The organism is Pseudomonas frederiksbergensis (assembly GCF_000802155.2).
GTDB lineage: Bacteria > Pseudomonadota > Gammaproteobacteria > Pseudomonadales > Pseudomonadaceae > Aquipseudomonas > Aquipseudomonas frederiksbergensis_A.
In genome coordinates this window covers 1-26,983 of record NZ_JQGJ02000010.1, presented here as the reverse complement: position 1 = coordinate 26,983, position 26,983 = coordinate 1, and the positions used below count along the sequence as shown (strand labels likewise).

Genomic DNA, 26,983 nt, shown 5'->3' with positions numbered 1-26,983 from the left:
CAGCGCCGCATTTATGTGCACTGCGTTGCAGATGAATTCGGGCATCGCGCGGTTTTAGTGCTCTACTGCCCTGAGTAGATGTTGAAAGTGTCCGGCCTGCCTGCATGGCATAAGTCTTGCGCCGCTTTCGATAACGCCCAGGCTCCGCAGGAGGCACGCCGTGTCGATTCATGTCGCTTTGCACCATGTCACACACTATCGCTACGAGCGCGCTGTCGAACTCGGTCCGCAGATCGTTCGCCTGCGCCCGGCGCCCCACAGCCGCACGCGCATTCTGTCGTACGCGCTGAAGGTTTCGCCGGAGCAGCACTTCATCAACTGGCAACAGGACCCCCAGGGCAATTACCTGGCGCGGTTGGTGTTCCCGGAGAAGACCGATGAGCTGCGGGTTGAGGTCGACTTGGTCGCAGAAATGGCGGTATTCAACCCGTTCGATTTTTTCCTCGAGCCTTACGCCGAGAAGATCCCGTTCACCTACGCGGCTGACGAAAAACACGAGCTGATGCCCTACCTGGAAAAGCTCCCGCTGACGCCGAAGTTCAAGGCTTATCTGGACGGCATCGACCGCACACCGTTGCCGGCGGTGGATTTTCTGGTGGCGCTCAACCAGCGCTTGAGCGAAGACATCAACTACCTGATCCGCATGGAGCCCGGCGTGCAAACGCCAGAGCACACGTTGGAGCACGCGTCCGGTTCCTGCCGCGACTCGGCCTGGCTGCTGGTGCAACTGTTGCGTCACTTGGGCCTGGCGGCGCGTTTTGTCTCGGGTTACTTGATCCAATTGACCGCTGACGTGAAAAGCCTCGACGGCCCGTCCGGTACGGAAGTGGATTTCACCGACCTGCATGCCTGGTGCGAAGTCTACTTGCCCGGCGCCGGCTGGATCGGCCTGGATGCGACGTCCGGATTGTTCGCTGGTGAAGGGCATATCCCCTTGGCGTGTAGTCCGGATCCGTCCTCGGCGGCGCCGATCAGTGGCCTGGTGGAGCCGTGCGAGTGTGAGTTCAGCCACGAAATGTCCATCGAGCGAATCTGGGAAGCGCCACGGGTCACCAAGCCTTACACCGAAGAACAATGGTTGGCGATCCAGGAATTGGGCCGGCAGATCGATGCTGACCTGTTGGAAGGTGACGTGCGCCTGACCATGGGCGGTGAACCGACTTTCGTTTCCATTGATGACCCGGACGGCGCCGAGTGGAACACCGCGGCGCTTGGGCCGGACAAGCGTCGCCTTTCCGCCGAGCTGTTCCAGCGCATGCGCGAGCATTATGCGCCGCAAGGGCTGGTGCATTTCGGCCAGGGCAAGTGGTACCCCGGCGAGCAATTGCCGCGTTGGTCGCTCAACTGCTATTGGCGGCGAGACGGGGTGCCGATCTGGCAGGACAGCGCCTTGATTGCCGACGAGCAGAAAGACTACGACGCCGATGGCGAGTTGGCGGGCCGTTTCCTGGCGAGTGTCGCCGAACGCTTGAAAATTCCCACGCGGTTTGTGTTTCCCGCCTACGAAGACAATTTCCATTACCTGTGGCGCGAAGGCACGTTGCCTTCGAATGTGACGGCCGAAGATGCTCGGCTGGAAGAACCGTTGGAGCGGGCGCGGTTGCGCAAGGTTTTCAGCCAGGGCCTGGGCAAGGTAATCGGCCAGGTCCTGCCGCTGGCCCGGACCGCCAAGGGCGACCAATGGCAAAGCGGGCGCTGGTACTTGCGCGACGATCACTGCCGGCTGGTGCCGGGGGATTCGCCCTTGGGCTATCGCTTGCCTTTGGCGTCCCAGCCGTGGGTGACGGCGGCCGAATATCCGTTCATCCATCCCACCGACCCGAACCAGGACTTGCCCGAGTTGCCCGGTACCGAGCAATTGAACCATCACGGCGAGTCGGCGCCGGAGCAGGAACGCGTGCCGAAGATCGACGAATCGGCCGATTGGCTGACCCGCACCGCCTTCTGCGCCGAGGCCAGGGAAGGGCGGCTGTATCTGTTCATGCCGCCATTGGAGCGGGTCGAGGATTACTTGGAACTGGTCAGCGCCATCGAAGCGACGGCGCAGGAACTGAGCTGCCCTGTGTTGTTGGAGGGCTACGAGCCGCCGAGCGACCCGCGCCTGAGCAATTTTCGTATCACGCCTGACCCGGGTGTGATCGAGGTCAACGTACAGCCTTCGGCGAGCTGGGAGGAGTTGGTCGAGCGCACTGAATTTCTCTACGAGCAAGCGCGATTGAACCGGCTGACCACCGAGAAATTCCTGATCGACGGTCGGCACACCGGAACCGGTGGCGGTAACCATTTCGTACTTGGCGGCGCGACACCGGCTGACTCACCGTTCCTGCGGCGTCCGGACTTGCTGCGTAGCCTGATCAGCTACTGGCATAACCACCCGTCGTTGTCGTACCTGTTTTCCGGATTGTTCATCGGCCCGACCTCCCAGGCGCCGCGGGTGGACGAGGCGCGCAACGACGCGTTGTATGAACTGGAAATCGCCTTCGCGCAGATGCCACAGCCTGGCGAGGAGTGCCCGCCGTGGTTGGTGGATCGACTGCTGCGCAACCTGTTGATCGACGTCACCGGCAATACCCATCGCGCCGAGTTCTGCATCGACAAGCTCTACTCGCCGGACGGCGCCACCGGCCGTCTCGGCTTGCTGGAGCTGCGCGCTTTCGAAATGCCACCCCATGCCCGCATGAGCCTGACCCAGCAATTGCTATTGCGGGCGCTGGTGGCGCGCTTCTGGCGCGAGCCCTATGCGCCGGCCAAGCTGGCACGCTGGGGCACCGAGCTGCATGATCGTTTCCTGTTGCCGCACTTCATCGAGCAGGATTTTGCCGAGGTCATCGAAGAGCTCAATGGCGCCGGTTATCCATTGCGTGCCGAGTGGTTCGCCGCGCACCTGGAGTTCCGCTTTCCCAAGGTGGGCGATTACGCTGTCAACGGTATCGAGCTACAGCTGCGCCAGGCGCTGGAGCCTTGGCATGTGCTGGGGGAAGAGGGCTCGGCGGGCGGCACGGTGCGTTATGTGGACTCGTCCCTGGAGCGCTTGCAGATCAAGCTTACGGGGCTGGCGCCGCAACGTTATCTGCTGACCTGCAATGGCGTACCGGTGCCGTTGCAGCCTACCGGCCGGGTAGGCGAATTCGTCGCCGGGGTACGTTTCCGCGCCTGGCAACCGTTCAACTGCTTGCAGCCGACCATCCCGGTCCATGCGCCGCTGGTCTTCGATGTGCTCGATACCTGGATGCAGCGCTCCCTGGGCGGCTGCCAATACCACGTGGCGCATCCGGGCGGGCGCAACTATGACAGCCTGCCGGTGAATGCCAACGAAGCGGAGAGCCGCCGGATGGCGCGTTTTTTCCGTATTGGGCACACGCCTGGAAAACTGCCGATACCGAGTCTGGCAAGGGATGAAGAGTTTCCGTTCACGCTCGATCTGCGCCGCTTCCACGGGACATCAAAAAGCTAGCTGGACGCTGTGGCGAGGGGATAGAACCCCGCGCCACGATCGCAGTGTGCAAACCCAGGCTTGATCCAAAACAAACACACCTATCCGGGCGTCATGCGCTTGCGCTAGTCTCACCTTTCACTGCCGTCCTGCCGAGCTTTCCATGCCTGACCTGCTTGACCGTTACCCGCTGACGACGGGTACTTATCACGAACTGCTGGACGACAGCGGCGCCGTGCGCGCGCACTGGCAGAGGCTGTTCGACCAATTGCAGCGCAGCACACCGGCCCAGTTGGTCCAGCGCCAGGCACTGTTGGCACGGCAGATCCAGGAAAACGGCGTTACGTATAACGTCTATGCCGACCCGAAGGGCGCCGACCGGCCTTGGGAGCTGGATCTGCTGCCCCACGTCATCGATGCCCAGGAATGGAAGCTGCTTTCGGCCGGCATTGCCCAGCGCGCGCGTCTGCTCAATGCGGTATTGGCCGACCTGTACGGGCCGCAGCGGCTGATCAGCGAAGGGTTGCTGCCGGCGGAGCTGGTCTTTGGCCACAACAATTTTCTCTGGCCCTGCCAGGGCATCACGCCGCCGGATGGCAACTTCCTGCATCTGTATGCCGTGGATCTGGCGCGTACGCCCGATGGTCGCTGGTGGGTCACCGCGGATCGGACCCAGGCGCCTTCCGGGGCCGGTTATGCGTTGGAAAATCGTACGATCGTGTCCCGGGCGTTCCCGGATCTTTATCGCGACCTGAAGGTGCAGCACCTGTCGGGTTTCTTCCGGACCTTGCAAGAGACGCTGGCACGACAGGCGCCCAGCGACGGCGAGCCGCCGCTGGTGGTGTTGCTGACACCCGGGCGGTTCAACGAAAGTTATTTCGAGCATCTATACCTGGCGCGCCAACTCGGTTATCCGCTGGTGGAAGGCGGCGACCTGACCGTGAGGGACGCCACGGTGTACCTCAAGACCCTCAGCGGCCTGCGCCGGGTCCACGCGATCATGCGACGGCTCGACGATGATTTCTGCGACCCGCTGGAGCTGCGCACCGATTCGGCCCTGGGCGTGCCAGGGTTGTTGGAAGCGGTGCGCCAGGGCCGCGTGCTGGTGGCCAATGCCCTGGGCAGCGGCGTGCTGGAATCGCCGGGCCTCCTGGGATTCTTGCCGAAGATCAACCAGTATCTGTTCGGCGAAGAGCTGATGCTGCCTTCCATCGCCACCTGGTGGTGCGGTGAGCCGCCAGTGCTCGCCCAAGCCCTGGAAAAATTACCCCAGCTGTTGATCAAGCCGGCATTTCCTTCCCAGAGTTTCACGCCCGTGTTCGGCCGCGACCTGGACGAGAAACAGCGCGCCCAACTGGCGGCACGCATGCAGGCGCGGCCTTATGCCTACGTCGCCCAGGAGCTGGCGCAACTGTCCCAGGCGCCGGTATGGCAGGCCGAGGACGGCCAGATCCAGCCCCGGGCCATCGGCATGCGCGTATATGCCGTGTCCGGGAAAAACGATTACCGGGTGCTGCCCGGTGGCCTGACCCGGGTGGCCGCAGAGGCCGACGCCGAGGTGGTGTCGATGCAGCGCGGCGGTGCCAGCAAGGACACTTGGGTGCTCGGCGAGCAAGCACCCGCTGGCGAGCAATGGAAGGCCCAGCGCACCGTCGGCGTTCACGACCTGGTGCGGCGTGATCCGTACCTGCCTTCCCGAGTGGTGGAAAACCTTTTCTGGTTTGGTCGCTATTGCGAGCGCTGCGACGACAGCGCTCGTCTCCTGCGGATCATGCTGGCGCGTTATGTCGATGGTGATGACCCGCAAGCGCTGCAATCGGCGGTTTCCCTGGGCGAAAGCCTGATGCTGTTGCCCGAAGAGGGCGAGCTGCCCGAACGCCTGATGGCGGCGATGCTCGGGGATGACTGGTCTTTCAGCCTGCGCTCCAACCTGCAGCGCTTGCAGTGGGCGGCCTCGCAGGTTCGCGGCAAGCTGTCCAGGGAGAACTGGCAGGCGCTTGTGGAGTTGCAGCGCGAAGCCGTTGAGCTGGAAACCAGTGAGCCGGATTTCGGTGAGTTGCTGGATTTCCTCAACCGCCTGGTGATGTCCCTGGCGGCGTTGTCCGGGTTCGCCTTGGACGACATGACCCGCGACGAGGGCTGGCGCTTCCTGATGATCGGGCGGCGCCTGGAGCGCCTGCAGTTTCTCAGCAGCAGCCTGGCGGCGTTCCTGCGGGGCGAGGCGGTGTTCGATCAGGCCGGGTTGGAGTGGTTGTTGGAACTGGGCAACAGCAGCATCACCTACCGCTCGCGTTACCTGGCGGTGGCGCAGTTGATCCCGGTGCTCGACCTTTTGTTGCTGGACGAACAGAACCCCCACGCGGTGCTCTTCCAATTGAAGCTGGTGGCACGCACCCTCAAGCGCCTGAACGATGATTTTGCTGCACCGAGGGAAACCGCCCTGCCGGCGTTGGTGACGCGCCTGTCACGCTTCGACCTGCGCTGCCTGGAGAATCCGTTGTTTGGTGAGGCCAGCCTGCGGGCGGCGCTCGATGGCTTGGCTGATCTGCTGCAGGAAGTGGCCGACGTCAGCGCCCAGGTCTCCGATCGCCTGGCCTTGCGTCATTTCGCCCACGTTGACGATGTCAGCCAACGCACGGTATCCGTCTGATGAGCGCCCGTTACCAGATTCTCCACGACACCCACTATCACTACGACAGCCCGGTATCCCTTGCGCAGCAACTGGCTCATCTGTGGCCGAGACATTGCGAATGGCAGCGCTGTACTGAACAACAGTTATCCATCAGCCCGGAGCCGACCACCCGTCGGGATGAGCAGGACGTATTCGGCAATCCGCTGACCCGCCTGGCCTTCGAGCGGCCTCACGATGAGCTGCTGGTCAACGCCCGTCTGAGCGTCGAAGTGCTGGCGCGCCCAGTGTTGGATTTCAATCTGTCGCCGGCCTGGGAGTCCACCGCAAATGCCCTGACCTACAGCGGCCGGCCGTTGACGGCGCAGTTGCTGGACGCGTGCCGCTACCGTTTCGAATCACCCTACGTGCACCTCAAGCGCAGCTTCGTCGAGTTCTCCGAAAGCTGTTTTCCGGCGGGCCGACCATTGATGATCGGGGTCCAGGCGCTGATGGAAAAGATCTTCGAGGAGTTCACCTTCGACGCCGAGGCGACCCAGGTCGCGACACCGCTGGTGGAAGTGCTGGAGCGGCGCCGAGGTGTCTGCCAGGACTTTGCCCACCTGATGTTGGCGTGTGTGCGTTCCCGCGGATTGGCGGCGCGTTACGTCAGCGGTTATCTGCTGACCCAGCCACCCCCCGGCCAGGCCCGTCTGATCGGAGCAGATGCCTCCCATGCCTGGGTCTCGGTGTTCTGTCCGGTACTGGGTTGGGTGGACTTCGACCCGACCAACAACGTGCAGCCGGCCCTGGAGCACATCACCCTGGCCTGGGGGCGGGATTTTTCCGATGTGTCGCCGCTGCGCGGGGTGATCCTGGGCGGCGGCACCCATGATCCGGACGTGCGGGTGACGGTGATGCCGTTGGAGTCGTAAGGCGATCTACCAGGGGTATGTATTTGAACAGGCGAGGAAGTGTCATGTTCCCGGTTTCGATCAAAGGTGTGCTGCAATCCCCCGAAGGCCGGGTAGTACTGATGCTCAACGAGCGGGATGAGTGGGAATTGCCCGGTGGGCGGATCGAGTTGGGCGAAACGGCGTCGCAATGCCTGGCGCGGGAAATCGTCGAGGAGCTGGCCGTCGAGGTCAGTGTCGGCGAGCCGCTGGATTCGTACTTGTTCGAGGTGATTCCCGGCAAGCACGTTTTCATTTCCACCTACCGGTGCCAATTGCTGGGCGGTTTTGTACCGGCGGTCAGTCACGAGCACAAGGAGATCGGGTTGTTCGAGCCGGGACAATTGCCGGCCAACCTGCCAGAGGGGTATCGCCTCTCAATTGCCAAGGCGCTCGGCGCGTAAGGACCGGTAGCGAGGCCACCAGCCCAACGAAGGGCCGGATCTGATCATCGGACCCTGGGGTTATCAGGCGTCGGTGGGTTGATCTTTCGACGCATCCACATCCTGTTCTGCCGCCACGTCGCCTTCGGTATCCGGGTTCAGTGCCGCTTCGTCTGCGGAGGCTTTCTTGCGCTGGAGCTTTTCCTCTTTCTTCTGCTCCTTGGCCAAGTCTCTCTGACGTTTGGCGAAGGAATAATTGGGTTTGGCCATGGGCGATCCTCTGGGGTCGAAGGTGAGGTTGAGCGGCGCATATTCTGCCCTGTATCGGGGCCGAGCCGTTAGCTGGGTTTTTGTTCGGCCCACTTTGGCTGCACTGACGGTTGCCACTCGTCCAGTGCATCGAGCAGGTTGTGCGCTGATTCGCTCACTTGCAGCATGTCACGATGGGGCGCGCGGACGAAGCCTTCACCGACGATATGATCCAGAAAACCGATGAGCTTGCTGTAGAAACCGTTCACCTCCAGCAGCCCCAGCGGCTTGCCGTGGTAGCCGAGCTGGCCCCAGGTCCAGACCTCGAACAACTCTTCCAGGGTGCCGAGGCCGCCGGGCAGGGCGATGAAGGCGTCGCTGAGTTCAGCCATGCGGGCTTTGCGTGCATGCATGCCGTCGACCACTTCCAGGCGGGTCAGGCCGCTGTGGCCGATTTCCTTGTCCTTGAGGCTTTGCGGGATGATGCCGATGACTTCGCCGCCGGCCGCCAGGGCCGCATCGGCGACGATACCCATCAGGCCGACTGCGCCTCCGCCGTAGACCAGGGTCAGTTTTCGTTCTGCCAACGCTTGCCCCAAGGCCTGGGCTGCCCCGCGATAGGCTGGGTGGCTGCCGGTGCTGGCGCCGCAAAATACACAAACAGACGCTATGGACATGCTTCACTCCGTGGTTCGGTAACCGGACCAGAGTAAAGCCTGCCCTTTATTGCGCAAGAAGATTAAACCTCTCGCCGGGGTTTTTCGTAGGTGCCGCTGGCACCACAGGCGTAGGCGGCGAGCAAGCTGCACAACAGGCTGTTGAAGTTCATGAGGGTCGCTCCAGAGAGTTGATGGGGCTGATCATAGGGGGCCGTCATACTTCTGGCTGGTTGATTCTGTCCATCAGGCTGATAGTCTCAAGTTGTATACAATCTTTGACTCAGGTCATAGGAACTTGCCGGAAAATCAGGCAGTCTTTCCCTTTGACGGATTTTTGTTAACCATGCCTTGGAGATTCATGATGTTCGCCAAACTTGTAGCAGTATCCCTGTTGACACTGGCCAGCAGCCAGCTGATGGCAGCGGAGTGCAAGACCACCATCGATTCGACCGACCAGATGTCCTTCAGCACCAAGGCCATCGAAATCGACAAGAGCTGCAAGACGTTCACCGTTGAGCTGACTCACTCCGGCAGCTTGCCGAAGAACGTCATGGGCCATAACTGGGTGCTGAGCAAAGAAGCCGACATGCAGCCGATTGCCACCGATGGCCTGAGCGCCGGTATCGATAAGAACTACCTCAAGGACGGTGACGCTCGCATCATCGCGCATACCAAGCTGATCGGCGCCAAGGAGAAAGACTCGGTGACCTTTGATGTGTCGAAACTGGCTGAGGGCGAGAAGTACGGCTTCTTCTGCTCGTTCCCAGGCCACATCTCGATGATGAAAGGCACGGTTACCCTGAAGTAATCGCCGAGGCATAAAAAAAGCGCCCTCATTAGGGCGCTTTTTCATGCCTGGCAAATACCCCTTTTGGGAGCGTCCACCTAATGGCGATCAAGGAGCGTACGGCATCACTCGCTTGTGTTCGGTCTTGCGATAGGTATCGCAAATGATCCTGGCCGCTTCTTCGCGGATCGGTTGGCCGTGCAGGAATGCGTCGATCTCGGCGTACGTGACACCATGGGCCGCTTCGTCCGGCTTGCCGGGCGACAGGTCTTCCAGGTCGGCGGTGGGGACTTTTTCCACCAGGGATTCCGGCGCACCAAAGTCACGGGCAATGGCCCGGACCTGGTTTTTCACCAGCCCGCTCAGGGGGGCCAGGTCGCAGGCGCCGTCACCGAACTTGGTGAAGAAACCCATGACCGCTTCGGCCGCATGATCGGTGCCGATCACCAAGCCCTGTTCGGCGCCGGCGATGGTGTATTGCGCCACCATGCGCATGCGCGCCTTGGTATTGCCCAGTACGAAATCCCGCGAGCCTGGCCCCTTGCCCTCGAACGCGAGGACTTCCTTGGCCAGGGCCTTGACCGCCGGACCGATATTGACCGTGTGGCGCTCATCCGGCTCGATGAAGTCAACGCAAGCCTGGGCTTCGTGCTCGTCGAACTGGGTTTCGTACGGCAAGCGCACGGCAACGAACTTGTATGCCGCGTTGCCGGTTTTTTCCCGTAGCTCGCGTACGGCACGCTGGGCCAACAGGCCGGCGGTCAACGAATCGACCCCGCCGCTGATACCCAACACCAGGCTCTTGAGCCCGGAGTTGACGAGGCAGTCCTGAATGAAGCTCACCCGGCGGGCGATTTCGGCCTTGAGAGCGGCGTCATCGGCGAACGGCGGCTGGACGTTGAGCTGTTCAGCTATCTCACGCTGTGCGGCTTGCATGAATTCACTCCTTGCTTGATGTGCCAGAAAGGGTGGCAGGTACTTGGAAAACATGTCGCATATAGGCGACGAAATTCGGGTCCTTGCAGTGGGTCTTGCCGGGCTCGTCTGAAATCTTGGCCACGGGTTGCCCGTCACAGCTGATCATTTTAAGCACGATGCTCATGGGCTCCACGCCTGGAATGTCACAGGTCAGGTTGGTCCCGATACCGAAGCTCACATTAATGCGACCACGCAGGGCCCGGAAAATCTCCAGGCATTTTGGCAACGTCAGGCTGTCGGAAAACACCAGGGTCTTGCTCATCGGGTCGATGCCCAGCTTGTGATAGTGGGCGATGGCTTTCTCCGCCCAGATCACCGGGTCGCCCGAGTCATGGCGCAAGCCGTCGAACAGCTTGGCGAAGAACAGATCGAAGTCTTTGAGGAAAGCGTCCATGGTGATGCAGTCGGTCAGCGCGATGCCCAGCAGGCCTCGGTATTCGCGAACCCAGCAGTCGAGCGCGGCGATCTGGCTGTCGATCAGCCGTGGGCCCAGTTGCTGGTGAGCCATGATCCACTCGTGGGCCATGGTGCCCAAGGGTTTCATGTCCAACTCCCGGGACAAATGCACATTGCTGGTGCCGACGAAGCGTCCGGGGAAGTCGTGCTTGAGCACGTTGACCACTTCCTCCTGGACGCGGTAGGAAAACCGACGACGGGTGCCGAAATCGGCCACTTGCAGCTCGGACAGTTCGTCGGCGCTGGCATTGGCGCTCAGCCAGTCGAACTTGCGATAAAGCTGTTCGCGCGCCTGCTCCAGCACGATTTCACGGTAGCGATAGCGGTTGCGCACCTCGCTCACGATGGACAGCAGCGGCACTTCGAACAGGATCACATGCAACCACGGCCCGCGCAGGCGGATGAACAGCTCGCCATCGTCGATGCCGGTGTGCACGTAGCGCAGGTTGAAACGAAAAAGGCCCAGGAAGCGCAGGAAGTCCGGCTTCAGAAAGCTGATGCGTTCGAGGAAACCCAACTGGTCGGCGCTCAGGCTCAGCTCGGCCAGGCGTTCGATCTGGAAGCGGATCTCCGCCAGATACGGACGCAGGTCTTCGCTGTTCCGGCAGCGAAACTCCCACTCCACCTCGACGTTGGGGTAGTTATGCAGCACCGCCTGCATCATCGTCAGCTTGTAGAAGTCGGTGTCGAGCAGGTTCTGCACGATGCGATCGGCAAATACACTCTCGCTCATAACGTGAATCTCCAGACAGGTGGCTGCGGCGGGCAGCGGCGTACGGCGGTTCGTAGTGAAAGGGCTAGTGGCGCATAACCGCGATGGTTATTGCCAGTGTTTTTTGGTTGCGGCGCTCTCTGTTGTGAGGAGCGTTATTTGTGGCGAGGGGATAAATCCCCTCGCCACAGCTTTATTGCTGCGGTGTCTGCTGGCTATCGATCTGCTCCAGCATCCATTCCACGAATAGCCGCACCTTGGGCACCTCTGCCGAGTGTTCCGGGTAAGCCAGGTAATAGGCGTTGGTGCTGGGCATCGCATGCTGCCAGGGGATGACCAGCTTACCGTCGGCCAGTTCCTCTTCCACCAGGAACCTGGGCAGCAGGGCTACGCCGCAACCGACCTGGGCCGCACGGATACACATGTAGAAGGTTTCGAAGCGTGGCCCGTGGTAGCTGTGTTCGGTGTGATAACCCTGATGATCGAGCCAGTCGTGCCATGCCTGGGGACGCGAGGCATTCTGCAGCAGCACCAGCCCGGTCAGTTGCGTGGGATCGCTGAACGGTTCGTCCGGCAGGCTGCCCGGCGCACAGACCGGCACCAATTCCTCGCCGAACAACTTCAAGGACTCGGTCCCCGGCCTGGATCCCTGGCCAAAATAGAACGCCAGGTCACTGCGACCTTGCTGGAGGTCATCGGCCTCTTGCTCGCTGCAGAGATCCAGGTGAATGGTGGGGTGGCGAAGACGCCAACCCTTGAGCCGTGGAACCAGCCAGCGCGCGCCAAACGTCGGGGGCGTGGAAACGCGCAGTACTTCGGTATCACCACCGTAGGAGCGCAGGTAATGAGTCGACATCTCAACTTGGGTGAGGATTTTTCGCACTTCTCCAAGGTATAAGTCGCCGGCGGGCGTCAGTTGCAAGCGTCGACGCACGCGGCGGAACAGCAGATGCTGCAGCAACTCTTCCAACTGCGCGACCTGTTTGCTGACGGCGCTCTGGGTCAGGTTCAGTTCTTCAGCTGCACGGGTGAAGCTCAGGTGACGAGTCACCGCTTCGAAGCACTGCAGCGCGGTGATCGACGGCAAATAGCGTTTATTGAGCATGATGGAGCCTTATTTTTTGTCGCTCTGCTTTTGTGCTTAACAGTCTGCTTCAGTGGCAGCATGAATAAACGGAATGATATCTCGCTTAAAGGTCGTTTGTTGGCAAGTCTCGGGCCAGCTACAACTACAGGTCTGATCAGCCGCGTTCGCCTGGCTGCCAATCCTTTGTCTTTGCTTGAGGAATTTACCCATGGTTGCTGCATTGCTTGATCGTCTGGGCGTGAACCCGGCCTTGTACCGGAACGGCACACAGCCTGTGCATTCGCCCATTGATGGCAGTCGCATCGGCGCGGTGAACTGGGAAGGCGCCGCCGAGGTCGAGCAGCAGGTCAGCCGGGCCGAGCATGCGTTCGACCTCTGGCGCAAGGTGCCGGCGCCTCGGCGTGGTGAGTTGGTGCGCCAGTTCGGCGATCTGTTGCGTGAATACAAGGCCGACCTCGGCGAACTGGTGTCGTGGGAAGCGGGCAAGATCACCCAGGAAGGCCTCGGGGAAGTGCAGGAGATGATCGACATCTGCGATTTCGCCGTCGGCCTGTCCCGCCAGTTGTACGGCTTGACCATCGCCTCCGAGCGTCCGGGCCATCACATGCGTGAGACCTGGCACCCGCTGGGCGTGGTCGGTGTCATCAGCGCTTTCAACTTCCCCGTGGCGGTCTGGGCCTGGAACACCACGCTGGCCTTGGTCTGCGGCAACTCGGTGATCTGGAAACCTTCGGAAAAGACGCCGCTGACCGCCCTGGCGTGCCAGGCACTGTTCGAGCGTGTGCTGAGCAACTTCAGCGATGCGCCGCCGTACCTGAGCCAAGTGATCATCGGTGGTCGCGATGCCGGCGAAGCCCTTGTGGATGACCCTCGCGTGGCGTTGATCAGCGCCACGGGCAGCACCCGCATGGGGCGCGAGGTGGCGCCGAAAGTTGCGGCGCGGTTTGCCCGCAGCATTCTCGAGCTGGGCGGCAACAACGCCATGATCCTGGCCCCGAGCGCCGACCTGGACATGGCCGTGCGCGCCATTCTGTTCAGCGCCGTTGGTACCGCCGGCCAGCGCTGCACCACTTTGCGCCGGCTGATCGCCCATGAGTCGGTGAAGGAAGAAATCGTCACCCGTCTCAAGGCTGCCTATTCGAAAGTGCGCATCGGCCATCCACTGGAAGGCAACCTGGTAGGGCCGCTGATCGACAAGCAAAGCTTCGACAACATGCAGGACGCTCTGGAGCAGGCCTTGAGCGAAGGCGGGCGGGTGTTTGGTGGCAAGCGCCAGCTCGAAGAGCAGTTCCCGAATGCCTATTACGTCTCTCCCGCCATCGTCGAGATGCCGGAGCAGAGCGACGTGGTACGCCACGAAACTTTCGCGCCGATCCTCTATGTGGTCGGCTACAAGGATTTCGCCGAAGCGCTGCACCTGAACAATTCCGTGCCACAAGGCCTGTCGTCGTGCATCTTCACCACCGACGTGCGTGAAGCCGAGCAGTTCATGTCGGCGGTGGGCAGCGACTGCGGCATCGCCAACGTCAACATCGGCCCGAGCGGTGCGGAAATCGGCGGCGCATTCGGTGGCGAAAAAGAAACCGGCGGCGGTCGCGAATCCGGCTCCGACGCCTGGCGCGGCTACATGCGCCGCCAGACCAACACCGTGAACTATTCGTTGGAGTTGCCATTGGCGCAGGGGATTACTTTCGACTGAGGTTTGAGCCAGGCGGTGATCCCGTTGTGGGAGCAAGCCCGCTCCCACAATGGGAATGTGCAGCGGTTGGGTTTCTTTTTCGGAGTCTGGCAATGCCGTTACGCGAAGAATGTCTGTGGGAAAAACTGACGCCGCAAAGACCAGAAAACACTGCGCTCACCGGTGAGGTCACGGTCGATGTCTGCATTATCGGCGCGGGCTTTACCGGGCTGTCGGCGGCGGTGCATTTGCTGGAGCAAGGCAAGCGCGTCGCGGTGGTGGAGGCGCATCGGGCCGGGCATGGGGGCTCGGGGCGCAACGTCGGGTTGGTAAATGCTGGCCTGTGGATCCCGCCGGACGAGATTGAGGCCGGGTTCGGCGAGGCGGTGGGCAGCCAACTCAACCGTATGCTGGGCGCCGCGCCGGCGTTGGTATTCAGTCTCGTCGACAAATACGCCATCGATTGCCAACTGCGCCGCGAAGGTACCTTGCACATGGCCCATAACGCCCGGGGCGAGGCCGACCTGCGCAGCCGCGAAGAACAATGGAAGCGCCGCGGCGCGCCGGTTGAGCTACTCACCGGCCAAGCCTGCGCCGATGCCACCGGCACCGATAAGATTGCCGCGGCGCTGCTCGACCGTCGCGCCGGCACCCTCAATCCAATGGCCTACGCCAGCGGGTTGGCCAAGGCTGCCCAGGACCTTGGTGCGCTGATGTTCGATCATTCTCCGGTGACGCGCTTGGAGCGCCAGGGCCAACGCTGGTCGGTGCAGACCGCCCAGGGTTCGGTAACGGCCGAGCAAGTCGTGATCGCCTCCAATGCCTATACCGAGGGCGACTGGACCGAACTGCGGCGTAATTTCTTCCCCGGTTATTACTATCAGGTCGCCTCGGTCCCACTGGACGGCGAGGCCGCCCGCCGTATTCTTCCCGGCGGGCAGGGCTCCTGGGATACCCGCCAAGTGTTGAGCAGCATCCGCCGGGACAAGGACGGGCGCCTGTTGCTGGGCAGCCTGGGCAATGGCAATCGCAAGCCGACCTGGTTTCTCAAGGCCTGGGCCGATCGGGTGCAGCAGCACTATTTCCCTTATCTCAAGGCGGTGGAGTGGGAATGCACCTGGACTGGTTGCATTGCTTTCACGCCTGATCACCTGATGCGCCTTTTCGAACCGGCCCCCGGCCTGGTGGCAGTGACCGGTTACAACGGTCGCGGCGTGACCACTGGCACTGTGGTAGGCAAGGCATTCGCCGATTACCTGTGCCACGGTGATGCCAGTGCCTTGCCGATACCCTTCGCGCCGATGCAGCCCCTGGCGGGTGTCGGCCTGCGCAGTTGTCTGTATGAAGCGGGTTTTTCGCTGTATCACGCGGGCCAGTGCTTGCGGATCGTCATCTGATTGTTGAAAAGTGTTACGGATGGCGGTTTTTCTCGGCTTAACGTCTAGCCTGTTATGGTGCGGGGTGTAGCAGCCGCGCACCGACAGTGTGCACTTCGGTGACGCAGGTTGTTACACAGTGGTTGCACGCCGTTTCGCGCGGCGGTTGCAATGATGGCTCATGGAGGGTTTTACCTACTTGTAAATAAGGTTGCACCTCGTGCGGATTAGACGGTTGCACGCCCTGTGAAAAAGGGCCCAAAACAGTCGAAATAACAATAAAGCAGCGACTTTTTTAAGAATAAAAAACCGATGGCACGGCCCTTGCTCTGAGCTTTTCAGTGAAGTGAAGTCGCAGTGCCAACTAAAAAAAACCTTGGAGCACCACCTCATGTCCCAGACGTTTTACAAGAAAGGCTTTCTGGCCCTCGCAGTGGCAACTGCGCTGGGTGTTTCTGCGTTTGCTCAAGCTGATGTGAAATTTGGTGTGGCGGGGCCGATGACCGGTGCCAACGCTGCATTTGGCGAGCAGTACATGAAGGGGGCGCAGGCGGCGGCCGATGTGATCAACAAAGCGGGTGGCGTCAACGGCGAGAAGATCGTGTTGGTTGCCGGCGACGATGCCTGCGAACCCAAGCAGGCCGTGGCCGTGGCCAACCGCCTGGTTGACCAGGACAAAGTGATCGGCGTGGTCGGGCACTTCTGCTCATCCAACACCATCCCGGCCTCCGAGGTCTATGACGAAGCGGGCATCATCGCGATGACGCCTGGCTCGACCAACCCGGCCGTGACCGAGCGCGGCCTGAGCGCGATGTTCCGCATGTGCGGTCGTGACGACCAGCAGGGCATCGTGGCCGGCGACTACATCGTCGACGTGCTCAAGGGCAAGAAAGTCGTCGTGCTGCACGACAAGGACACCTACGGCCAAGGCCTGGCGGATGCCACCAAGGCACAACTGGCCAAGCGTGGCGTAACTCCAGTGTTGTACGAAGGCCTGACCCGTGGCGAGAAAGATTTCAGCGCCGTGGTCACCAAGATCCGTTCCGCCGGTGCCGATGTTGTCTACTTCGGCGGTCTGCACCCGGAAGCCGGCCCGCTGGTTCGCCAATTGCGCGAACAAGGCCTCAAGGACGTGAAGTTCATGTCCGATGACGGCATCGTCACCGACGAACTGGTCACCACCGCTGGCGGCGCGCAATACGTCGATGGCGTGTACATGACCTTCGGCGCCGACCCACGCCTGCTGCCGGACAGCAAGGCCGTCGTGGACGCTTTCCGCGCCCAGGGCGTCGAGCCTGAAGGCTACACCCTGTACGCCTATGCGTCGGTCCAGGCCCTGGCGGCCGGCTTCAACGGCGCCAAGTCCAACAAGGGTGAAGACGCTGCCAAGTGGCTGAAAGCCAACCCGGTGAAAACCGTCATGGGTGAAAAAACCTGGGATTCCAAGGGCGACCTGAAGGTCTCCGACTACGTGGTCTACCAGTGGGACAAGGATGGCAAGTATCACCAGTTGGAAAAACAGAAGTAAGGGCTGAAGCGACCGTCCAGGCTCCGACAGGGAGCGGGACGGTCGCGCCTGACATTGCTCCGACGTAAATCTGTATTTTCCTTAGAAGAACCGCACGCCCCAGGGTGTGCAGGTTCTCACTGCGTGAGATTGCGTTATGGATGGTATTTTCCTGCAGCAACTGATCAATGGCCTGACCCTCGGGTCGGTCTATGGTCTGATCGCCATCGGCTACACAATGGTCTACGGCATCATCGGCATGATCAACTTCGCCCACGGCGAGGTTTACATGATTTCCGCTTACCTCGCGGCAATCAGTCTGGCTCTGCTGGCTTACTTCGGTATCGAATCCTTCCCGCTGATGATCCTTGGCACCCTTGTGTTCACGATCGTGGTCACTGGGGTCTACGGTTGGGTCATTGAACGCGTCGCTTACAAACCCCTGCGCAACTCCACCCGGCTGGCACCGCTGATCAGTGCCATCGGCATCTCGCTGATCCTGCAGAACTACGCGCAGATCAGCCAGGGCGCCCGTCAACAGGGTGTGCCGACGCTACTTGAAGGCGCCATGCGCGTCGACATCGGTACCGGCTTCGTGCAGCTCACCTACACCAAGATCTTCATCCTGATTGCCGCATTCGCCGGCATGGCGCTGCTGACCTATATCATCAAGTACACCAAGCTCGGCCGCATGTGCCGCGCTACCCAGCAAGACCGCAAGATGGCCTCCATCCTCGGGATCAACACCGACCGGGTGATTTCCTACGTGTTCATCATCGGCGCGGCCATGGCGGCCCTGGCGGGTGTGCTGATCACTATGAACTACGGCACCTTCGACTTCTATGCCGGCTTCATCATCGGCATCAAGGCGTTCACCGCGGCGGTACTCGGCGGCATCGGCTCCCTGCCTGGGGCAATGCTTGGCGGGATCATCCTCGGCATTTCCGAGTCGTTGTTCGCCGGTCTGATCAACTCTGACTACAAAGACGTGTTCAGCTTCTCGCTGCTGGTGCTGATTCTGATTTTCCGTCCCCAAGGCCTGTTGGGTCGCCCACTCGTGGCGAAGGTGTAAGTATGTCTGCTGCCAATAAACCGCTTGATATCAAACAAAGCGTCATCGACGCGATCCTGGCCGGCCTGATCTCGCTGATCGTGTTCGGGCCGATCGTCGGCGTGGTGCTCGACGGCTACAGCTTCAACCTGCAACCGGCCCGCGTTGGCTGGCTGGTGGCGATCGTGATGGTCGGGCGCTTCGCCCTGAGCCTGTTCTTGCAGACCCCCAAGGGACTGAAGATTCTCCAGGGTTTCGAGAGCACCGGCTCCGGCGTGCACGTGTTGCCGCCGGATTACAAATCGCGGCTGCGCTGGATCATTCCGGCTCTGATCGTGATTGCCATCGTGTTTCCGTTCTTCGCCAACAAGTACGTGCTCACGGTGGTCATCCTCGGACTGATCTATGTGTTGCTCGGCTTGGGCCTCAATATCGTGGTCGGCCTGGCCGGGCTGCTCGACCTGGGTTACGTGGCGTTCTACGCCATCGGCGCCTACGGCCTGGCGCTGGGCTATCAGTACCTGGGCCTGGGTTTCTGGACGGTGTTGCCACTGGCGGCCATTGCGGCGGCGATGGCGGGGTGCATATTGGGATTCCCGGTGTTACGAATGCACGGTGACTACCTGGCCATCGTGACCCTGGGGTTCGGTGAGATCATCCGGCTGGTGCTGAACAACTGGCTGTCGTTCACCGGCGGGCCGAATGGCATGCCGGTTCCGGCACCGACTTTCCTGGGCTTGGAATTCGGCAGGCGAGCGAAGGACGGCGGGGTGCCGTTCCACGAGTTCTTCGGTATCGATTACAACCCCAACATCAAATTCCTGTTTATCTACATCGTGCTGTTCATCACCGTCTTGTTGGTGTTGTACATCAAGCATCGCCTGACGCGAATGCCGGTCGGTCGCGCCTGGGAAGCTTTGCGCGAAGACGAGATCGCTTGCCGCTCCATGGGCCTGAACCATGTGCTGGTCAAGCTCTCGGCCTTCACTATCGGTGCATCCACCGCTGGCCTGGCCGGGGTGTTTTTCGCCAGTTACCAAGGCTTCGTCAACCCGTCGTCGTTCACCTTCTTCGAGTCGGCGCTGATCCTGGCGATCGTGGTGCTGGGTGGCATGGGGTCGACGGTCGGTGTGGTGATCGCAGCATTCGTGCTCACCGTGGCCCCGGAACTGTTGCGCAGCTTCTCTGAATACCGAGTGCTGCTGTTCGGCGTGTTGATGGTGTTGATGATGATCTGGCGCCCACGCGGCCTGATCCGTATCAGCCGTACCGGTGTGACGCCGCGCAAGGGGGTAGCGCCATGAGCGAAGTCGTACTCAAAGTTGAAAACCTGATGATGCAGTTCGGCGGCATCAAGGCCCTCAGCGACGTCAGCCTGCAGGTCAAGCGCAACTCTATCTTCGCCCTGATCGGCCCCAACGGTGCGGGCAAGACCACGGTGTTCAACTGCTTGACCGGTTTCTACAAGGCTTCGGGCGGCAAGATCGAACTCAACGTGCGTGGCGAGCAGACCGACGTCATCAAGCTGTTGGGCGAAGCGTTTCGCCCGACCGACTTCGTCTCGCCAAAATCTTTTGCCAGCCGGCTGTACTACAAGATGTTCGGCGGCACCCACTTGGTGAACCGTGCCGGCCTGGCGCGCACCTTCCAGAACATTCGCCTGTTCAAGGAAATGTCGGTGCTGGAAAACCTGCTGGTGGCCCAGCACATGTGGGTCAACCGCAGCCTGGTGGCGGGTATCCTCAATACCAAGGGCTACCGCAAGGCGGAAAGCGATGCCTTGGACCACGCCTTCTACTGGCTGGAAGTGGTCGACCTGGTGGACTGCGCCAACCGCCTGGCCGGGGAGCTTTCCTACGGTCAGCAACGCCGTCTGGAAATCGCCCGGGCCATGTGCACCCGTCCGCAGATCATCTGCCTCGACGAACCAGCGGCGGGCCTCAACCCTCAGGAAACCGAAGCGCTGAGCGCGATGATCCGGCTGCTACGCGACGAGCACGATCTGACCGTGGTGCTGATCGAACACGACATGGGCATGGTGATGAGCATTTCCGACCACATCGTGGTGTTGGACCACGGCAACGTGATCGCCGAGGGCGGTCCCGAGGCGATTCGCAACGATCCGAAGGTGATCGCGGCTTACCTGGGTGCCGATGAAGAGGAATTGGTATGAGTGGACCTATCCTCGAACTCAAGGAGCTGGACGTGTTCTACGGACCGATCCAGGCCCTGAAGAAAGTATCGATGCACATTGGCGAAGGCGAGACCGTGAGCCTGATCGGCTCCAACGGCGCCGGCAAATCCACGCTGCTGATGTCGATTTTCGGCCAGCCGCGTGCGGCGGGCGGGCAGATCATCTACCAGGGCGTGGACATTACCCACAAGTCGTCGCACTACATTGCTTCCAACGGCATCGCGCAGTCGCCGGAAGGACGCCGGGTATTCCCCGACATGACCGTCGAGGAGAACCTGCTGATGGGCACCATCCCCATCGGTGACAAACACGCCAGCGAGGACATGCAGCGCATGTTCGAGCTGTTCCCGCGGCTCAAGGAGCGCCGCAACCAGCGGGCCATGACCATGTCCGGCGGCGAACAGCAAATGCTCGCCATTGCCCGGGCATTGATGAGCCGGCCCAAGTTGTTGTTGCTCGATGAACCAAGCCTGGGGCTGGCGCCGATCGTGGTGAAACAGATCTTCGCGACCCTGCGTGAACTGGCCTCCACCGGGATGACCATCTTCCTGGTGGAACAGAACGCCAACCATGCCCTCAAGCTGTCGGACCGGGCGTATGTGATGGTCAACGGCGAAATTCGCCTGACCGGCACGGGCAAGGAACTGCTCGCCAACGAAGAGGTGCGCAACGCGTATCTGGGCGGGCATTGACGCTGGTTGTGCAATGAAAAAAACCGGCGAATGATCGCCGGTTTTTTTATCTTTTGGATTACACCACAAGGGATTCGTATGGTTGTCCCCAATTGTGGACAACAATCCTGAGCCCCTGCGAAACCGCGACATAAAGTCGCCGCAAATAGTTGTTTTGTCACAGTTTTGACTTGTCCCCGTTTGCTGTGGAACTGGCTGTGGGTAACGTGGGAGTAGCTGGCTGAAAGCCTTTGAATACGTGGCCTACAGGGCTGTGATCGTTTTTTGATCAGTCATTTCCAGTCAGAGGAGAGCGGCTGTTGTCAACAGTTTTATAAGCACGGAAATGGGCTCGAAAGTCTGTGGGCAAGCCTGTGGATAAGTCTGTGACTAAACTCTGGAAAGACCGCGCTGAGCGTTGTAGTTGCTGGCTTGGAGCCATCGCGTCCTCAAGCTCTCGCTTATAGCAGATAAGTTGATCTGCACAACCCGACTTGCGAGGTCAAGCGAAAAAAATTTCCAAAACCCTCGCAAAGCCTTATGCACGAAGGCTTTCAGGTTTTTTACTTGCCCCCGATTACTGTGGACGTGCCTGTGGATAAGGTGCGTGCAACCCGCTGCGGCCCTTGCTGGGCAAGGCCTGGCCCTGATTGTTCGTTTTTTGAACAGCACGCCGTGAAGTGATTGATCAGCCTTGCCCCTGGCGTGCCAGGCCGGGCATGCTGTTGGCCAATTTCCATTCAATGGTTGTTTGAAGCCTAAGCAAGGAGAACACGATGTCTGACACCCTGTTTATCACTGGCGCGACGTCCGGTTTTGGCGAAGCCTGTGCCCGTCGTTTTGCCGAAGCCGGTTGGAAACTGGTGCTGACCGGTCGTCGTGAAGAACGCCTCGATGCCCTTTGTGCCGAGCTGTCCAAGCAGACCGAGGTCCACGGCCTGGTATTGGACGTGCGTGATCGCAAGGCCATGGAAGAAGCCATCGCCAACCTGCCGCCGTCCTTCGCCAAGTTGCGCGGGCTGATCAACAACGCCGGCCTGGCCCTGGGCGTCGATCCAGCACCCAAGTGCGATCTCGACGATTGGGACACCATGGTCGATACCAACGTGAAAGGCCTGATCTACAGCACCCGCCTGCTGCTGCCGCGCCTGATCGCCCATGGCCGTGGCGCCGGGATCGTCAACCTGGGCTCCATCGCCGGTAATTATCCGTATCCGGGTAGCCACGTGTATGGCGCGAGCAAGGCCTTCGTCAAACAGTTCTCCCTGAACCTGCGTTGCGACCTGCAAGGCACGGGCGTGCGGGTGAGTAATATCGAGCCAGGCCTGTGCGAAAGCGAGTTCTCCCTAGTGCGCTTTGGTGGCGACCAGGAGCGCTACAACGCGACCTACGCCGGTGCCGAGCCGATTCAGCCGCAGGACATTGCCGATACGATTTTCTGGGTACTCAACACGCCGGCGCACATCAACATCAACAGCCTGGAGCTGATGCCGGTGAGCCAGACCTGGGCTGGGTTTGCCATCGAGCGCAATAAGGCCTGACCGCTGACGTACTTGAGCTGGAGATGGTGTTGTGGCGAGGGAGCAAGCTCCCTCGCCACGGAAGTGTTACGCCAGGTAGTCGGCCAGACCGCGGTAGCAGGTCAGAAGATGATAAGGGGTGGTCGAAGGCATGTCCCGGCGACTGACGTTGCCATCGGCGTCAAGGCATTCGTTCCAACCCTGGGCGTGCAGGAAGTGCTGCTCAAGAGCCCGCAGTTGACGCAGCAGGACTGTTTCGCTTCCCGGCCGCAAGGTCAGTGCCCGCAGGTACTCCGCTTGAGCCCAGATGCGTTGTGTCGCGTCACGCGCAGATGCATGTGGCTCCAGGCTCAGCATCGCGCAAACTGCGCCGCAATCCGGATCGACACCTTGTTGTTCCGTGAGGCCGAAACTGTGCTCCAGGGCCGTGTGCAGTTTGCCGCCGCGCAACAAGGGCGATGAAGCCAGCAGGAAATACCATTCGAACTGATGGCCTGGCTCGAACCAGTTATCCACAGCCTTGAGCGGTTTTTCCATCATGACCCTTGGCCCGGGATCCACGAAGCACTGGAACATTCCCTCGCACAGGCCCAGCAACGCCTGGCGCACGTTGGCGTCGTCGCGAACCGAAAGGGCCGCCAGGAACGCTTCGGCCAGGTGCATCAGCGGATTCTGCAGCGGGCCGGATTGGCGGGTCGACCAGTCACGCCCCAGGCTGGCTTCGTAGAGGCCATCGCCAGTGGCGAAACGTCGCGTGATCACTTCCAGCGCCGCATTCAGCGTTGATTCCACCAGCGGCTCGCGAACCTTGCCCCAGTAATGAGCGCAAGCGAACAGAATGAACGCGTGTGTGTAGAGGTCTTTGCTGGAATCCAGCGGCGCGCCCTGTGGATCGATGCTGTAGAACCAGCCGCCATGCTCGGCATCGTGGAAATGCCGTTGCAGCGAGCGGAACAGCGCAGCGGCGCGCTCCTCGGCCTGGGGTACTTCGCCGATCAGGCTGGCAAACACATACAACTGCCGCGCACACGCCATCGCCCGGTAGCGCTGGGGCGGCAGCGGCTGGTGCTGGCTATCGAGGGATTCATAGGGCAACGCCAATTCGGCATTCCAACCCGGGCCCTGCCACATAGGCACGATCACGTCGTGAAAATGCTGGCGCACCGTGGCGAACAGGGCGGTCAGTTCAGGCAAAGGGGCGGAGCGGGAAGCATCGGGCATTGGCGGACGTCGTCACGGCGGGGGGATCGATTGCGCGACATGGTAGCAGAGTGGCCGGCCTGGGGAGATGGGGTGGCTGTCAGGCCACCCTTGCCGGCGCTGGAGAATCAACCCGCCAGCAACCAAACTCCAGTCGCCGCCGAAGCCGCCCCCGCCAACCGCACCAACGGCGCCGCCGCTCGCGGCAACACCCGCACCAGCGCAAAACCTGCGCCATGCAGCGCCGCTGTCGCTGCGACAAAGCCTGCGGCGTAGGCCCAAGGGCTGGACATGCCCGGCAGCTCCAAGCCATGGGCCACGCCATGGAACAGCGCAAACATCGCCGTCGCAGCAACTGCCAGGCCCAGCGGCGGACGCACGGCCAACGCCACGGCCAGGCCCAAGGCACATACGGGAGGCGGCGATCCCGTTTTCCAGTGCCGGCAGCTCCAGGCCTTCAAAACCCAACAGGCCGCCAAGCAGCATCGTGCCGACGAAAGTGCACGGCAGCGCCCAGCGTGCGGCGCCTTGTTGTTGCGCGGCCCATAAACCGACCGCGAGCATCGCCAGCAAATGATCGAGCCCACCGATGGGGTGGCCGAGTCCGGCGATCAGGCCGTTATCGCCATGGCCCGGGTGGGCGAAGGCCAGCGCCGGGGTCAATAGCAGGGCGAGGGCACTGAAGATGCGTCTGAGAGTCATGAATAGCTTCCTTGTGATCAGTTGGGAGAATCAGGCAGCGGTCAGCAAGCCCTGGCGTTCGATGAAGGCAATGATCTCGTCCAGGCCCTGGCCGGTCTTCTGGTTGCTGAAGACGAAGGGCTTGCCGTTGCGCATCCGCTGGGTGTCGCTGTTCATCATGTCCAGGGAGGCACCCACCAATGGCGCCAAGTCGATCTTGTTGATCACCAGCAAATCGGATTTGCAGATACCCGGCCCGCCCTTGCGCGGCAGTTTGTCGCCCGCCGAGACGTCGATGACATAAATGGTCAGGTCCGACAGCTCGGGGCTGAACGTTGCCGACAGGTTGTCGCCGCCGGACTCCACCAGGATCAGGTCCAGGCCCGGGAAGCGCCGGTTCAACTGATCGACCGCTTCCAGATTGATCGAGGCGTCTTCGCGGATCGCGGTGTGCGGGCAGCCGCCGGTCTCCACGCCGATGATCCGTTCCGGCGCCAGGGCTTCGTTGCGCACCAGGAAGTCGGCGTCCTCGCGGGTATAGATGTCATTGGTGACCACCGCCAGGTTGTAGCGCTCACGCAGGGCCAGGCACAGGGCGAGCGTCAGGGCGGTCTTGCCGGAGCCCACCGGGCCGCCGATACCCACGCGCAGAGGTTGTGTATTCATGTGTGTCTCCTAGGAACGGAACAGGCGGCTGTACTGGCGCTCATGGGCCATGCACGCCAGGGACAGGCCAAACGCGGCGCTGCCGTAATGGTCGGGATCGATGTTCGAGGCGTCTTGCTGGGCCTGTTGCAACAGCGGCAGCAGTTCGCTGGTCAGGCGCTGGGCGGCTTGCTGGCCCAGGGGCAGGGTTTTCATCAGCACCGCCAGTTGGTTTTCCAGCCAGCTCCACAACCAGGCGGCGAGGGCGTCCTGCGGGCCGATGTTCCAGGCGCGGGCCGCCAGGGCCCAGCCCAGCGCCAGGTGGGGTTCGCTGCGCTGTTGAAGAAAGGCGCGGGCCGCGCTGTCGAGTTCCGGCAGCCCGGCGAGCAGCTGTTGCAACGAATAGCCCATCTGCCGGCTTTCCTGGTGCAGCTCGCGGGTTTCCCGGCTGGCACGGTGTTGTTCGCAAAGTTGTTGCAGCGCGTCCCAATCGTTAGCCGCAGCGGCTGCGCAGTGGGTTAGCAGCAGAGGCGCTTCGAACCGTGCGAGGTTCAGCAGCAGTTGATCGCCGATCCAGCGACGTGCCTCATCCGCCGTTTTGACCCGACCGTTATCCACTGCCATTTCCAACCCCTGGGAATAGCTGTAGCCGCCAATCGGCAGTTGTGGACTGGCCAGACGCAGCAGCGCCCAGGCCGGGTTCATGTACGCACGCCAAACTGATGCAGGCGCGGCGCGTAATTGAAATCTCCATCGCCATGCCGGGAATGATGATGGCCGCCACCATAGGCGCCATGTTCCGGCTGGAAGGGGGCTTCGATGGCTTCGGCCGTGGCGCCCAGTTGTTCGAGCATTGCCTTGAGCACGTAGTCGTCCAGCAAGCGCAGCCAGCCATTGCCCACTTGCAGGGCCACGTGTCGATTACCCAAGTGGTAGGCCGCGCGGGTCAGTTCGAACGCATTGGCACAGGTGACATGCAGCAATTGCTCAGGACGCGCGCAGACCCGCACGATGCGGCCGTCCTCGGCCTGTAGGCATTCGCCGTCGTACAAAGGCGGCTGGCCTCGCTCGAGGAACAGCCCAACGTCTTCACCTTCGGCACTGAAACAGCGCAGGCGGCTTTTGCTGCGTGCATCGAAGGTCAAGTGCAACTCGGCGTCCCAGCCAGGCTGAGTGTCGATTCTGCGGTGAATCACCAGCATCGGAGTGCTTCCAGCAATGAACAATGCTGTGTTTAGAGCAAGGGGCTTGCCAAAGGAAGGGGATGTAGGAAATGGCGGGGGATGGCTTTTGTGATGGGAGTGAATTGCGTTCCATATTGGTGCGCTGCGGGATATCTGGCACCATTTTGCGGCGAGCAGAATATCCCCATTCGGTTATTCGGTGCTGCCCAATCCGCGCCAATGCTTGAGTCCAATAAAGATGAATCGCAACTGCTGGGTGATCTTTGCCTGGGGCGTGAGGTGTTCGGGCAGGGCTTCGGCGGGTGGATCGATGATGTCCGGCAGGGTGGCGAACACGCTCTTGACGATGAGGTCGGCCATCACGTTGAGCCCGGCAAGGTCCAGGTGCTGGAGTTTCGGCATCAGCGCCAGGTCGGCCGCCAGGTCCGAGCTGATGTCTTCGCGCAGCCTTGCGATGGCTTGACGGACCGGTTGCGAACCGCCGTATTGCTCGCGGGCCAGAAACAGGAACTGCGATCGATTGGCGTGGACCACGTCGAGAAAGATCCGCACCGACGCATCGATAATGCCGCCCATGACGAACTCGTTGTGACGCACCAGTCGAATCGTTTCGCGAAAGGTCTGGCCGACTTCGCTGACGAGCGCCAGGCCTAGTTGGTCCATGTCCTGGAAATGCCGGTAGAACCCGGTGGGAACTATGCCTGCCGTCTTGGCAACTTCGCGAAGGCTCAGGCTGCCGAACCCCCTGCCGCATTCCATCAAATGGCGGGCTGCGTCCATCAGGGCATTTCGGGTCTGTTGTTTCTGTTCGGCGCGGGGCAGCATCGCAGGACTGACTTCCGAGTCTTGGGAGCGACGCACTCTAGCAAATCGGCTTTGCCGTCGTCGAACGGTAGGAGGTCATCGAGGGGAAACGAGGCGCTGGAAAAATCAAAAGCCCGATTCGAGGAATCGGGCTTTTTTATTGACCA

Annotated in this window: 23 protein-coding genes and 1 pseudogene; 13 read left to right on the top strand and 11 right to left on the bottom strand. The window is 61.2% G+C overall.

Annotation, left to right across the window (positions count from 1 at the left end; genetic code table 11):
* Positions 1-160 precede the first annotated feature (160 nt).
* The 4 genes from JZ00_RS18565 (at position 161) to JZ00_RS18550 (ending at position 7,398) form a co-directional block, all read left to right on the top strand.
* Positions 161-3,454: a transglutaminase family protein gene (locus JZ00_RS18565; protein WP_039592552.1), complete on the top strand. Its 3,294-nt coding sequence runs from the start codon at positions 161-163 to the stop codon at positions 3,452-3,454.
* 142 nt (positions 3,455-3,596) lie between these two features.
* On the top strand, positions 3,597-6,083 hold the full coding sequence (locus JZ00_RS18560) for a circularly permuted type 2 ATP-grasp protein (protein ID WP_039592553.1): 2,487 nt from the start codon (positions 3,597-3,599) through the stop codon (positions 6,081-6,083).
* Positions 6,083-6,976, top strand: coding sequence for a transglutaminase family protein (locus JZ00_RS18555; RefSeq protein WP_039592554.1), 894 nt, complete (start codon positions 6,083-6,085; stop codon positions 6,974-6,976). The genes JZ00_RS18560 and JZ00_RS18555 overlap by 1 nt, the downstream gene beginning before the upstream one ends.
* A 44-nt stretch (positions 6,977-7,020) precedes the next feature.
* The gene (locus JZ00_RS18550; protein ID WP_039592555.1) at positions 7,021-7,398 is read left to right on the top strand and encodes an NUDIX hydrolase; all 378 of its coding nucleotides are present in this window, start codon (positions 7,021-7,023) and stop codon (positions 7,396-7,398) included.
* A gap of 63 nt (positions 7,399-7,461) precedes the next feature.
* On the opposite strand, the gene JZ00_RS18545 is transcribed toward JZ00_RS18550, so the two are convergent.
* Positions 7,462-7,647 (bottom strand): hypothetical protein, encoded by a 186-nt coding sequence (locus JZ00_RS18545; protein WP_039592556.1) that lies wholly within the window; start codon positions 7,645-7,647, stop codon positions 7,462-7,464.
* A gap of 68 nt (positions 7,648-7,715) precedes the next feature.
* Positions 7,716-8,303, bottom strand: a complete 588-nt coding sequence (locus JZ00_RS18540) for an LOG family protein (RefSeq protein ID WP_039592557.1) — start codon at positions 8,301-8,303, stop codon at positions 7,716-7,718.
* A 343-nt stretch (positions 8,304-8,646) separates the two neighbouring features.
* On the opposite strand from JZ00_RS18540, the gene azu reads away from it, so the two are divergent.
* Positions 8,647-9,093 carry an azurin gene (gene azu, locus JZ00_RS18535; protein ID WP_039592558.1) on the top strand — a complete coding sequence of 149 codons (447 nt, stop codon included), beginning with the start codon at positions 8,647-8,649 and terminating at the stop codon, positions 9,091-9,093.
* A gap of 87 nt (positions 9,094-9,180) precedes the next feature.
* Here azu and nadE read toward each other — a convergent pair whose 3' ends face one another.
* The 3 genes from nadE to JZ00_RS18520 all read right to left on the bottom strand — a co-directional run bounded on the left by nadE (position 9,181) and on the right by JZ00_RS18520 (position 12,323).
* A complete protein-coding gene (nadE, locus tag JZ00_RS18530; protein ID WP_039592559.1) occupies positions 9,181-10,008 on the bottom strand; it encodes an ammonia-dependent NAD(+) synthetase in 828 nt (275 codons plus the stop codon).
* A gap of 4 nt (positions 10,009-10,012) precedes the next feature.
* Positions 10,013-11,239, bottom strand: a complete 1,227-nt coding sequence (gene pncB / locus JZ00_RS18525) for a nicotinate phosphoribosyltransferase (RefSeq protein WP_039592560.1) — start codon at positions 11,237-11,239, stop codon at positions 10,013-10,015.
* A gap of 172 nt (positions 11,240-11,411) precedes the next feature.
* Complete coding sequence (locus JZ00_RS18520) at positions 11,412-12,323, bottom strand: LysR family transcriptional regulator (protein ID WP_039592561.1); 912 nt, start codon at positions 12,321-12,323, stop codon at positions 11,412-11,414.
* 190 nt (positions 12,324-12,513) lie between these two features.
* Between JZ00_RS18520 and amaB the strand changes: the two genes are divergently transcribed.
* From amaB to JZ00_RS18480, 8 genes are all read left to right on the top strand, one after another.
* A complete protein-coding gene (gene amaB, locus JZ00_RS18515; RefSeq protein ID WP_039592562.1) occupies positions 12,514-14,004 on the top strand; it encodes an L-piperidine-6-carboxylate dehydrogenase in 1,491 nt (496 codons plus the stop codon).
* Between the two features lie 92 nt (positions 14,005-14,096).
* Entirely contained in the window at positions 14,097-15,380 is a 1,284-nt protein-coding gene (gene amaA, locus JZ00_RS18510; RefSeq protein ID WP_039592563.1) for an L-pipecolate oxidase, read from the top strand.
* 370 nt (positions 15,381-15,750) lie between these two features.
* On the top strand, positions 15,751-16,887 hold the full coding sequence (locus tag JZ00_RS18505) for an ABC transporter substrate-binding protein (protein WP_039592564.1): 1,137 nt from the start codon (positions 15,751-15,753) through the stop codon (positions 16,885-16,887).
* Between the two features lie 136 nt (positions 16,888-17,023).
* A complete protein-coding gene (locus tag JZ00_RS18500; protein WP_039592565.1) occupies positions 17,024-17,938 on the top strand; it encodes an ABC transporter permease subunit in 915 nt (304 codons plus the stop codon).
* A 2-nt stretch (positions 17,939-17,940) separates the two neighbouring features.
* Positions 17,941-19,221, top strand: coding sequence for a high-affinity branched-chain amino acid ABC transporter permease LivM (livM, locus tag JZ00_RS18495; RefSeq protein WP_039592566.1), 1,281 nt, complete (start codon positions 17,941-17,943; stop codon positions 19,219-19,221).
* Positions 19,218-20,090 (top strand): ABC transporter ATP-binding protein, encoded by an 873-nt coding sequence (locus JZ00_RS18490; protein WP_039592567.1) that lies wholly within the window; start codon positions 19,218-19,220, stop codon positions 20,088-20,090. The genes livM and JZ00_RS18490 overlap by 4 nt, the downstream gene beginning before the upstream one ends.
* On the top strand, positions 20,087-20,803 hold the full coding sequence (locus tag JZ00_RS18485) for an ABC transporter ATP-binding protein (RefSeq protein WP_039592568.1): 717 nt from the start codon (positions 20,087-20,089) through the stop codon (positions 20,801-20,803). The genes JZ00_RS18490 and JZ00_RS18485 overlap by 4 nt, the downstream gene beginning before the upstream one ends.
* 755 nt (positions 20,804-21,558) lie before the next feature.
* Positions 21,559-22,323 (top strand): SDR family oxidoreductase, encoded by a 765-nt coding sequence (locus JZ00_RS18480; RefSeq protein ID WP_030140131.1) that lies wholly within the window; start codon positions 21,559-21,561, stop codon positions 22,321-22,323.
* A gap of 66 nt (positions 22,324-22,389) precedes the next feature.
* Here JZ00_RS18480 and JZ00_RS18475 read toward each other — a convergent pair whose 3' ends face one another.
* The 6 genes and pseudogenes from JZ00_RS18475 to JZ00_RS18450 form a co-directional block, all read right to left on the bottom strand.
* Positions 22,390-23,523: an AGE family epimerase/isomerase gene (locus tag JZ00_RS18475; protein ID WP_039592569.1), complete on the bottom strand. Its 1,134-nt coding sequence runs from the start codon at positions 23,521-23,523 to the stop codon at positions 22,390-22,392.
* Between the two features lie 107 nt (positions 23,524-23,630).
* Positions 23,631-24,204: pseudogene (locus JZ00_RS18470) on the bottom strand (HupE/UreJ family protein).
* A 30-nt stretch (positions 24,205-24,234) separates the two neighbouring features.
* Positions 24,235-24,849, bottom strand: a complete 615-nt coding sequence (gene ureG, locus JZ00_RS18465; protein WP_039592571.1) for an urease accessory protein UreG — start codon at positions 24,847-24,849, stop codon at positions 24,235-24,237.
* Between the two features lie 9 nt (positions 24,850-24,858).
* A complete protein-coding gene (locus JZ00_RS18460) occupies positions 24,859-25,533 on the bottom strand; it encodes an urease accessory protein UreF (RefSeq protein ID WP_039592572.1) in 675 nt (224 codons plus the stop codon).
* A complete protein-coding gene (ureE, locus tag JZ00_RS18455) occupies positions 25,530-26,030 on the bottom strand; it encodes an urease accessory protein UreE (protein WP_039592573.1) in 501 nt (166 codons plus the stop codon). Before ureE ends, JZ00_RS18460 begins: the two co-directional genes overlap by 4 nt.
* A gap of 174 nt (positions 26,031-26,204) precedes the next feature.
* Entirely contained in the window at positions 26,205-26,837 is a 633-nt protein-coding gene (locus JZ00_RS18450; protein ID WP_039592574.1) for a TetR family transcriptional regulator, read from the bottom strand.
* Between the last annotated feature and the right edge of the window lie 146 nt (positions 26,838-26,983).

What these genes read in the sequence shown, in the direction of transcription:
- JZ00_RS18560 (WP_039592553.1), top strand. Translation starts at nt 3,597, where the DNA reads ATGCCTGACCTGCTTGACCGTTACCCGCTGACGACGGGTACTTATCAC.
- JZ00_RS18555 (WP_039592554.1), top strand. Translation starts at nt 6,083, where the DNA reads ATGAGCGCCCGTTACCAGATTCTCCACGACACCCACTATCACTACGAC.
- JZ00_RS18550 (WP_039592555.1), top strand. Translation starts at nt 7,021, where the DNA reads ATGTTCCCGGTTTCGATCAAAGGTGTGCTGCAATCCCCCGAAGGCCGG.
- JZ00_RS18545 (WP_039592556.1), bottom strand. Translation starts at nt 7,647, where the DNA reads ATGGCCAAACCCAATTATTCCTTCGCCAAACGTCAGAGAGACTTGGCC.
- JZ00_RS18540 (WP_039592557.1), bottom strand. Translation starts at nt 8,303, where the DNA reads ATGTCCATAGCGTCTGTTTGTGTATTTTGCGGCGCCAGCACCGGCAGC.
- azu (WP_039592558.1), top strand. Translation starts at nt 8,647, where the DNA reads ATGTTCGCCAAACTTGTAGCAGTATCCCTGTTGACACTGGCCAGCAGC.
- nadE (WP_039592559.1), bottom strand. Translation starts at nt 10,008, where the DNA reads ATGCAAGCCGCACAGCGTGAGATAGCTGAACAGCTCAACGTCCAGCCG.
- pncB (WP_039592560.1), bottom strand. Translation starts at nt 11,239, where the DNA reads ATGAGCGAGAGTGTATTTGCCGATCGCATCGTGCAGAACCTGCTCGAC.
- JZ00_RS18520 (WP_039592561.1), bottom strand. Translation starts at nt 12,323, where the DNA reads ATGCTCAATAAACGCTATTTGCCGTCGATCACCGCGCTGCAGTGCTTC.
- amaB (WP_039592562.1), top strand. Translation starts at nt 12,514, where the DNA reads ATGGTTGCTGCATTGCTTGATCGTCTGGGCGTGAACCCGGCCTTGTAC.
- amaA (WP_039592563.1), top strand. Translation starts at nt 14,097, where the DNA reads ATGCCGTTACGCGAAGAATGTCTGTGGGAAAAACTGACGCCGCAAAGA.
- JZ00_RS18505 (WP_039592564.1), top strand. Translation starts at nt 15,751, where the DNA reads ATGTCCCAGACGTTTTACAAGAAAGGCTTTCTGGCCCTCGCAGTGGCA.
- JZ00_RS18500 (WP_039592565.1), top strand. Translation starts at nt 17,024, where the DNA reads ATGGATGGTATTTTCCTGCAGCAACTGATCAATGGCCTGACCCTCGGG.
- livM (WP_039592566.1), top strand. Translation starts at nt 17,941, where the DNA reads ATGTCTGCTGCCAATAAACCGCTTGATATCAAACAAAGCGTCATCGAC.
- JZ00_RS18490 (WP_039592567.1), top strand. Translation starts at nt 19,218, where the DNA reads ATGAGCGAAGTCGTACTCAAAGTTGAAAACCTGATGATGCAGTTCGGC.
- JZ00_RS18485 (WP_039592568.1), top strand. Translation starts at nt 20,087, where the DNA reads ATGAGTGGACCTATCCTCGAACTCAAGGAGCTGGACGTGTTCTACGGA.
- JZ00_RS18480 (WP_030140131.1), top strand. Translation starts at nt 21,559, where the DNA reads ATGTCTGACACCCTGTTTATCACTGGCGCGACGTCCGGTTTTGGCGAA.
- JZ00_RS18475 (WP_039592569.1), bottom strand. Translation starts at nt 23,523, where the DNA reads ATGCCCGATGCTTCCCGCTCCGCCCCTTTGCCTGAACTGACCGCCCTG.
- ureG (WP_039592571.1), bottom strand. Translation starts at nt 24,849, where the DNA reads ATGAATACACAACCTCTGCGCGTGGGTATCGGCGGCCCGGTGGGCTCC.
- JZ00_RS18460 (WP_039592572.1), bottom strand. Translation starts at nt 25,533, where the DNA reads ATGAACCCGGCCTGGGCGCTGCTGCGTCTGGCCAGTCCACAACTGCCG.
- ureE (WP_039592573.1), bottom strand. Translation starts at nt 26,030, where the DNA reads ATGCTGGTGATTCACCGCAGAATCGACACTCAGCCTGGCTGGGACGCC.
- JZ00_RS18450 (WP_039592574.1), bottom strand. Translation starts at nt 26,837, where the DNA reads ATGCTGCCCCGCGCCGAACAGAAACAACAGACCCGAAATGCCCTGATG.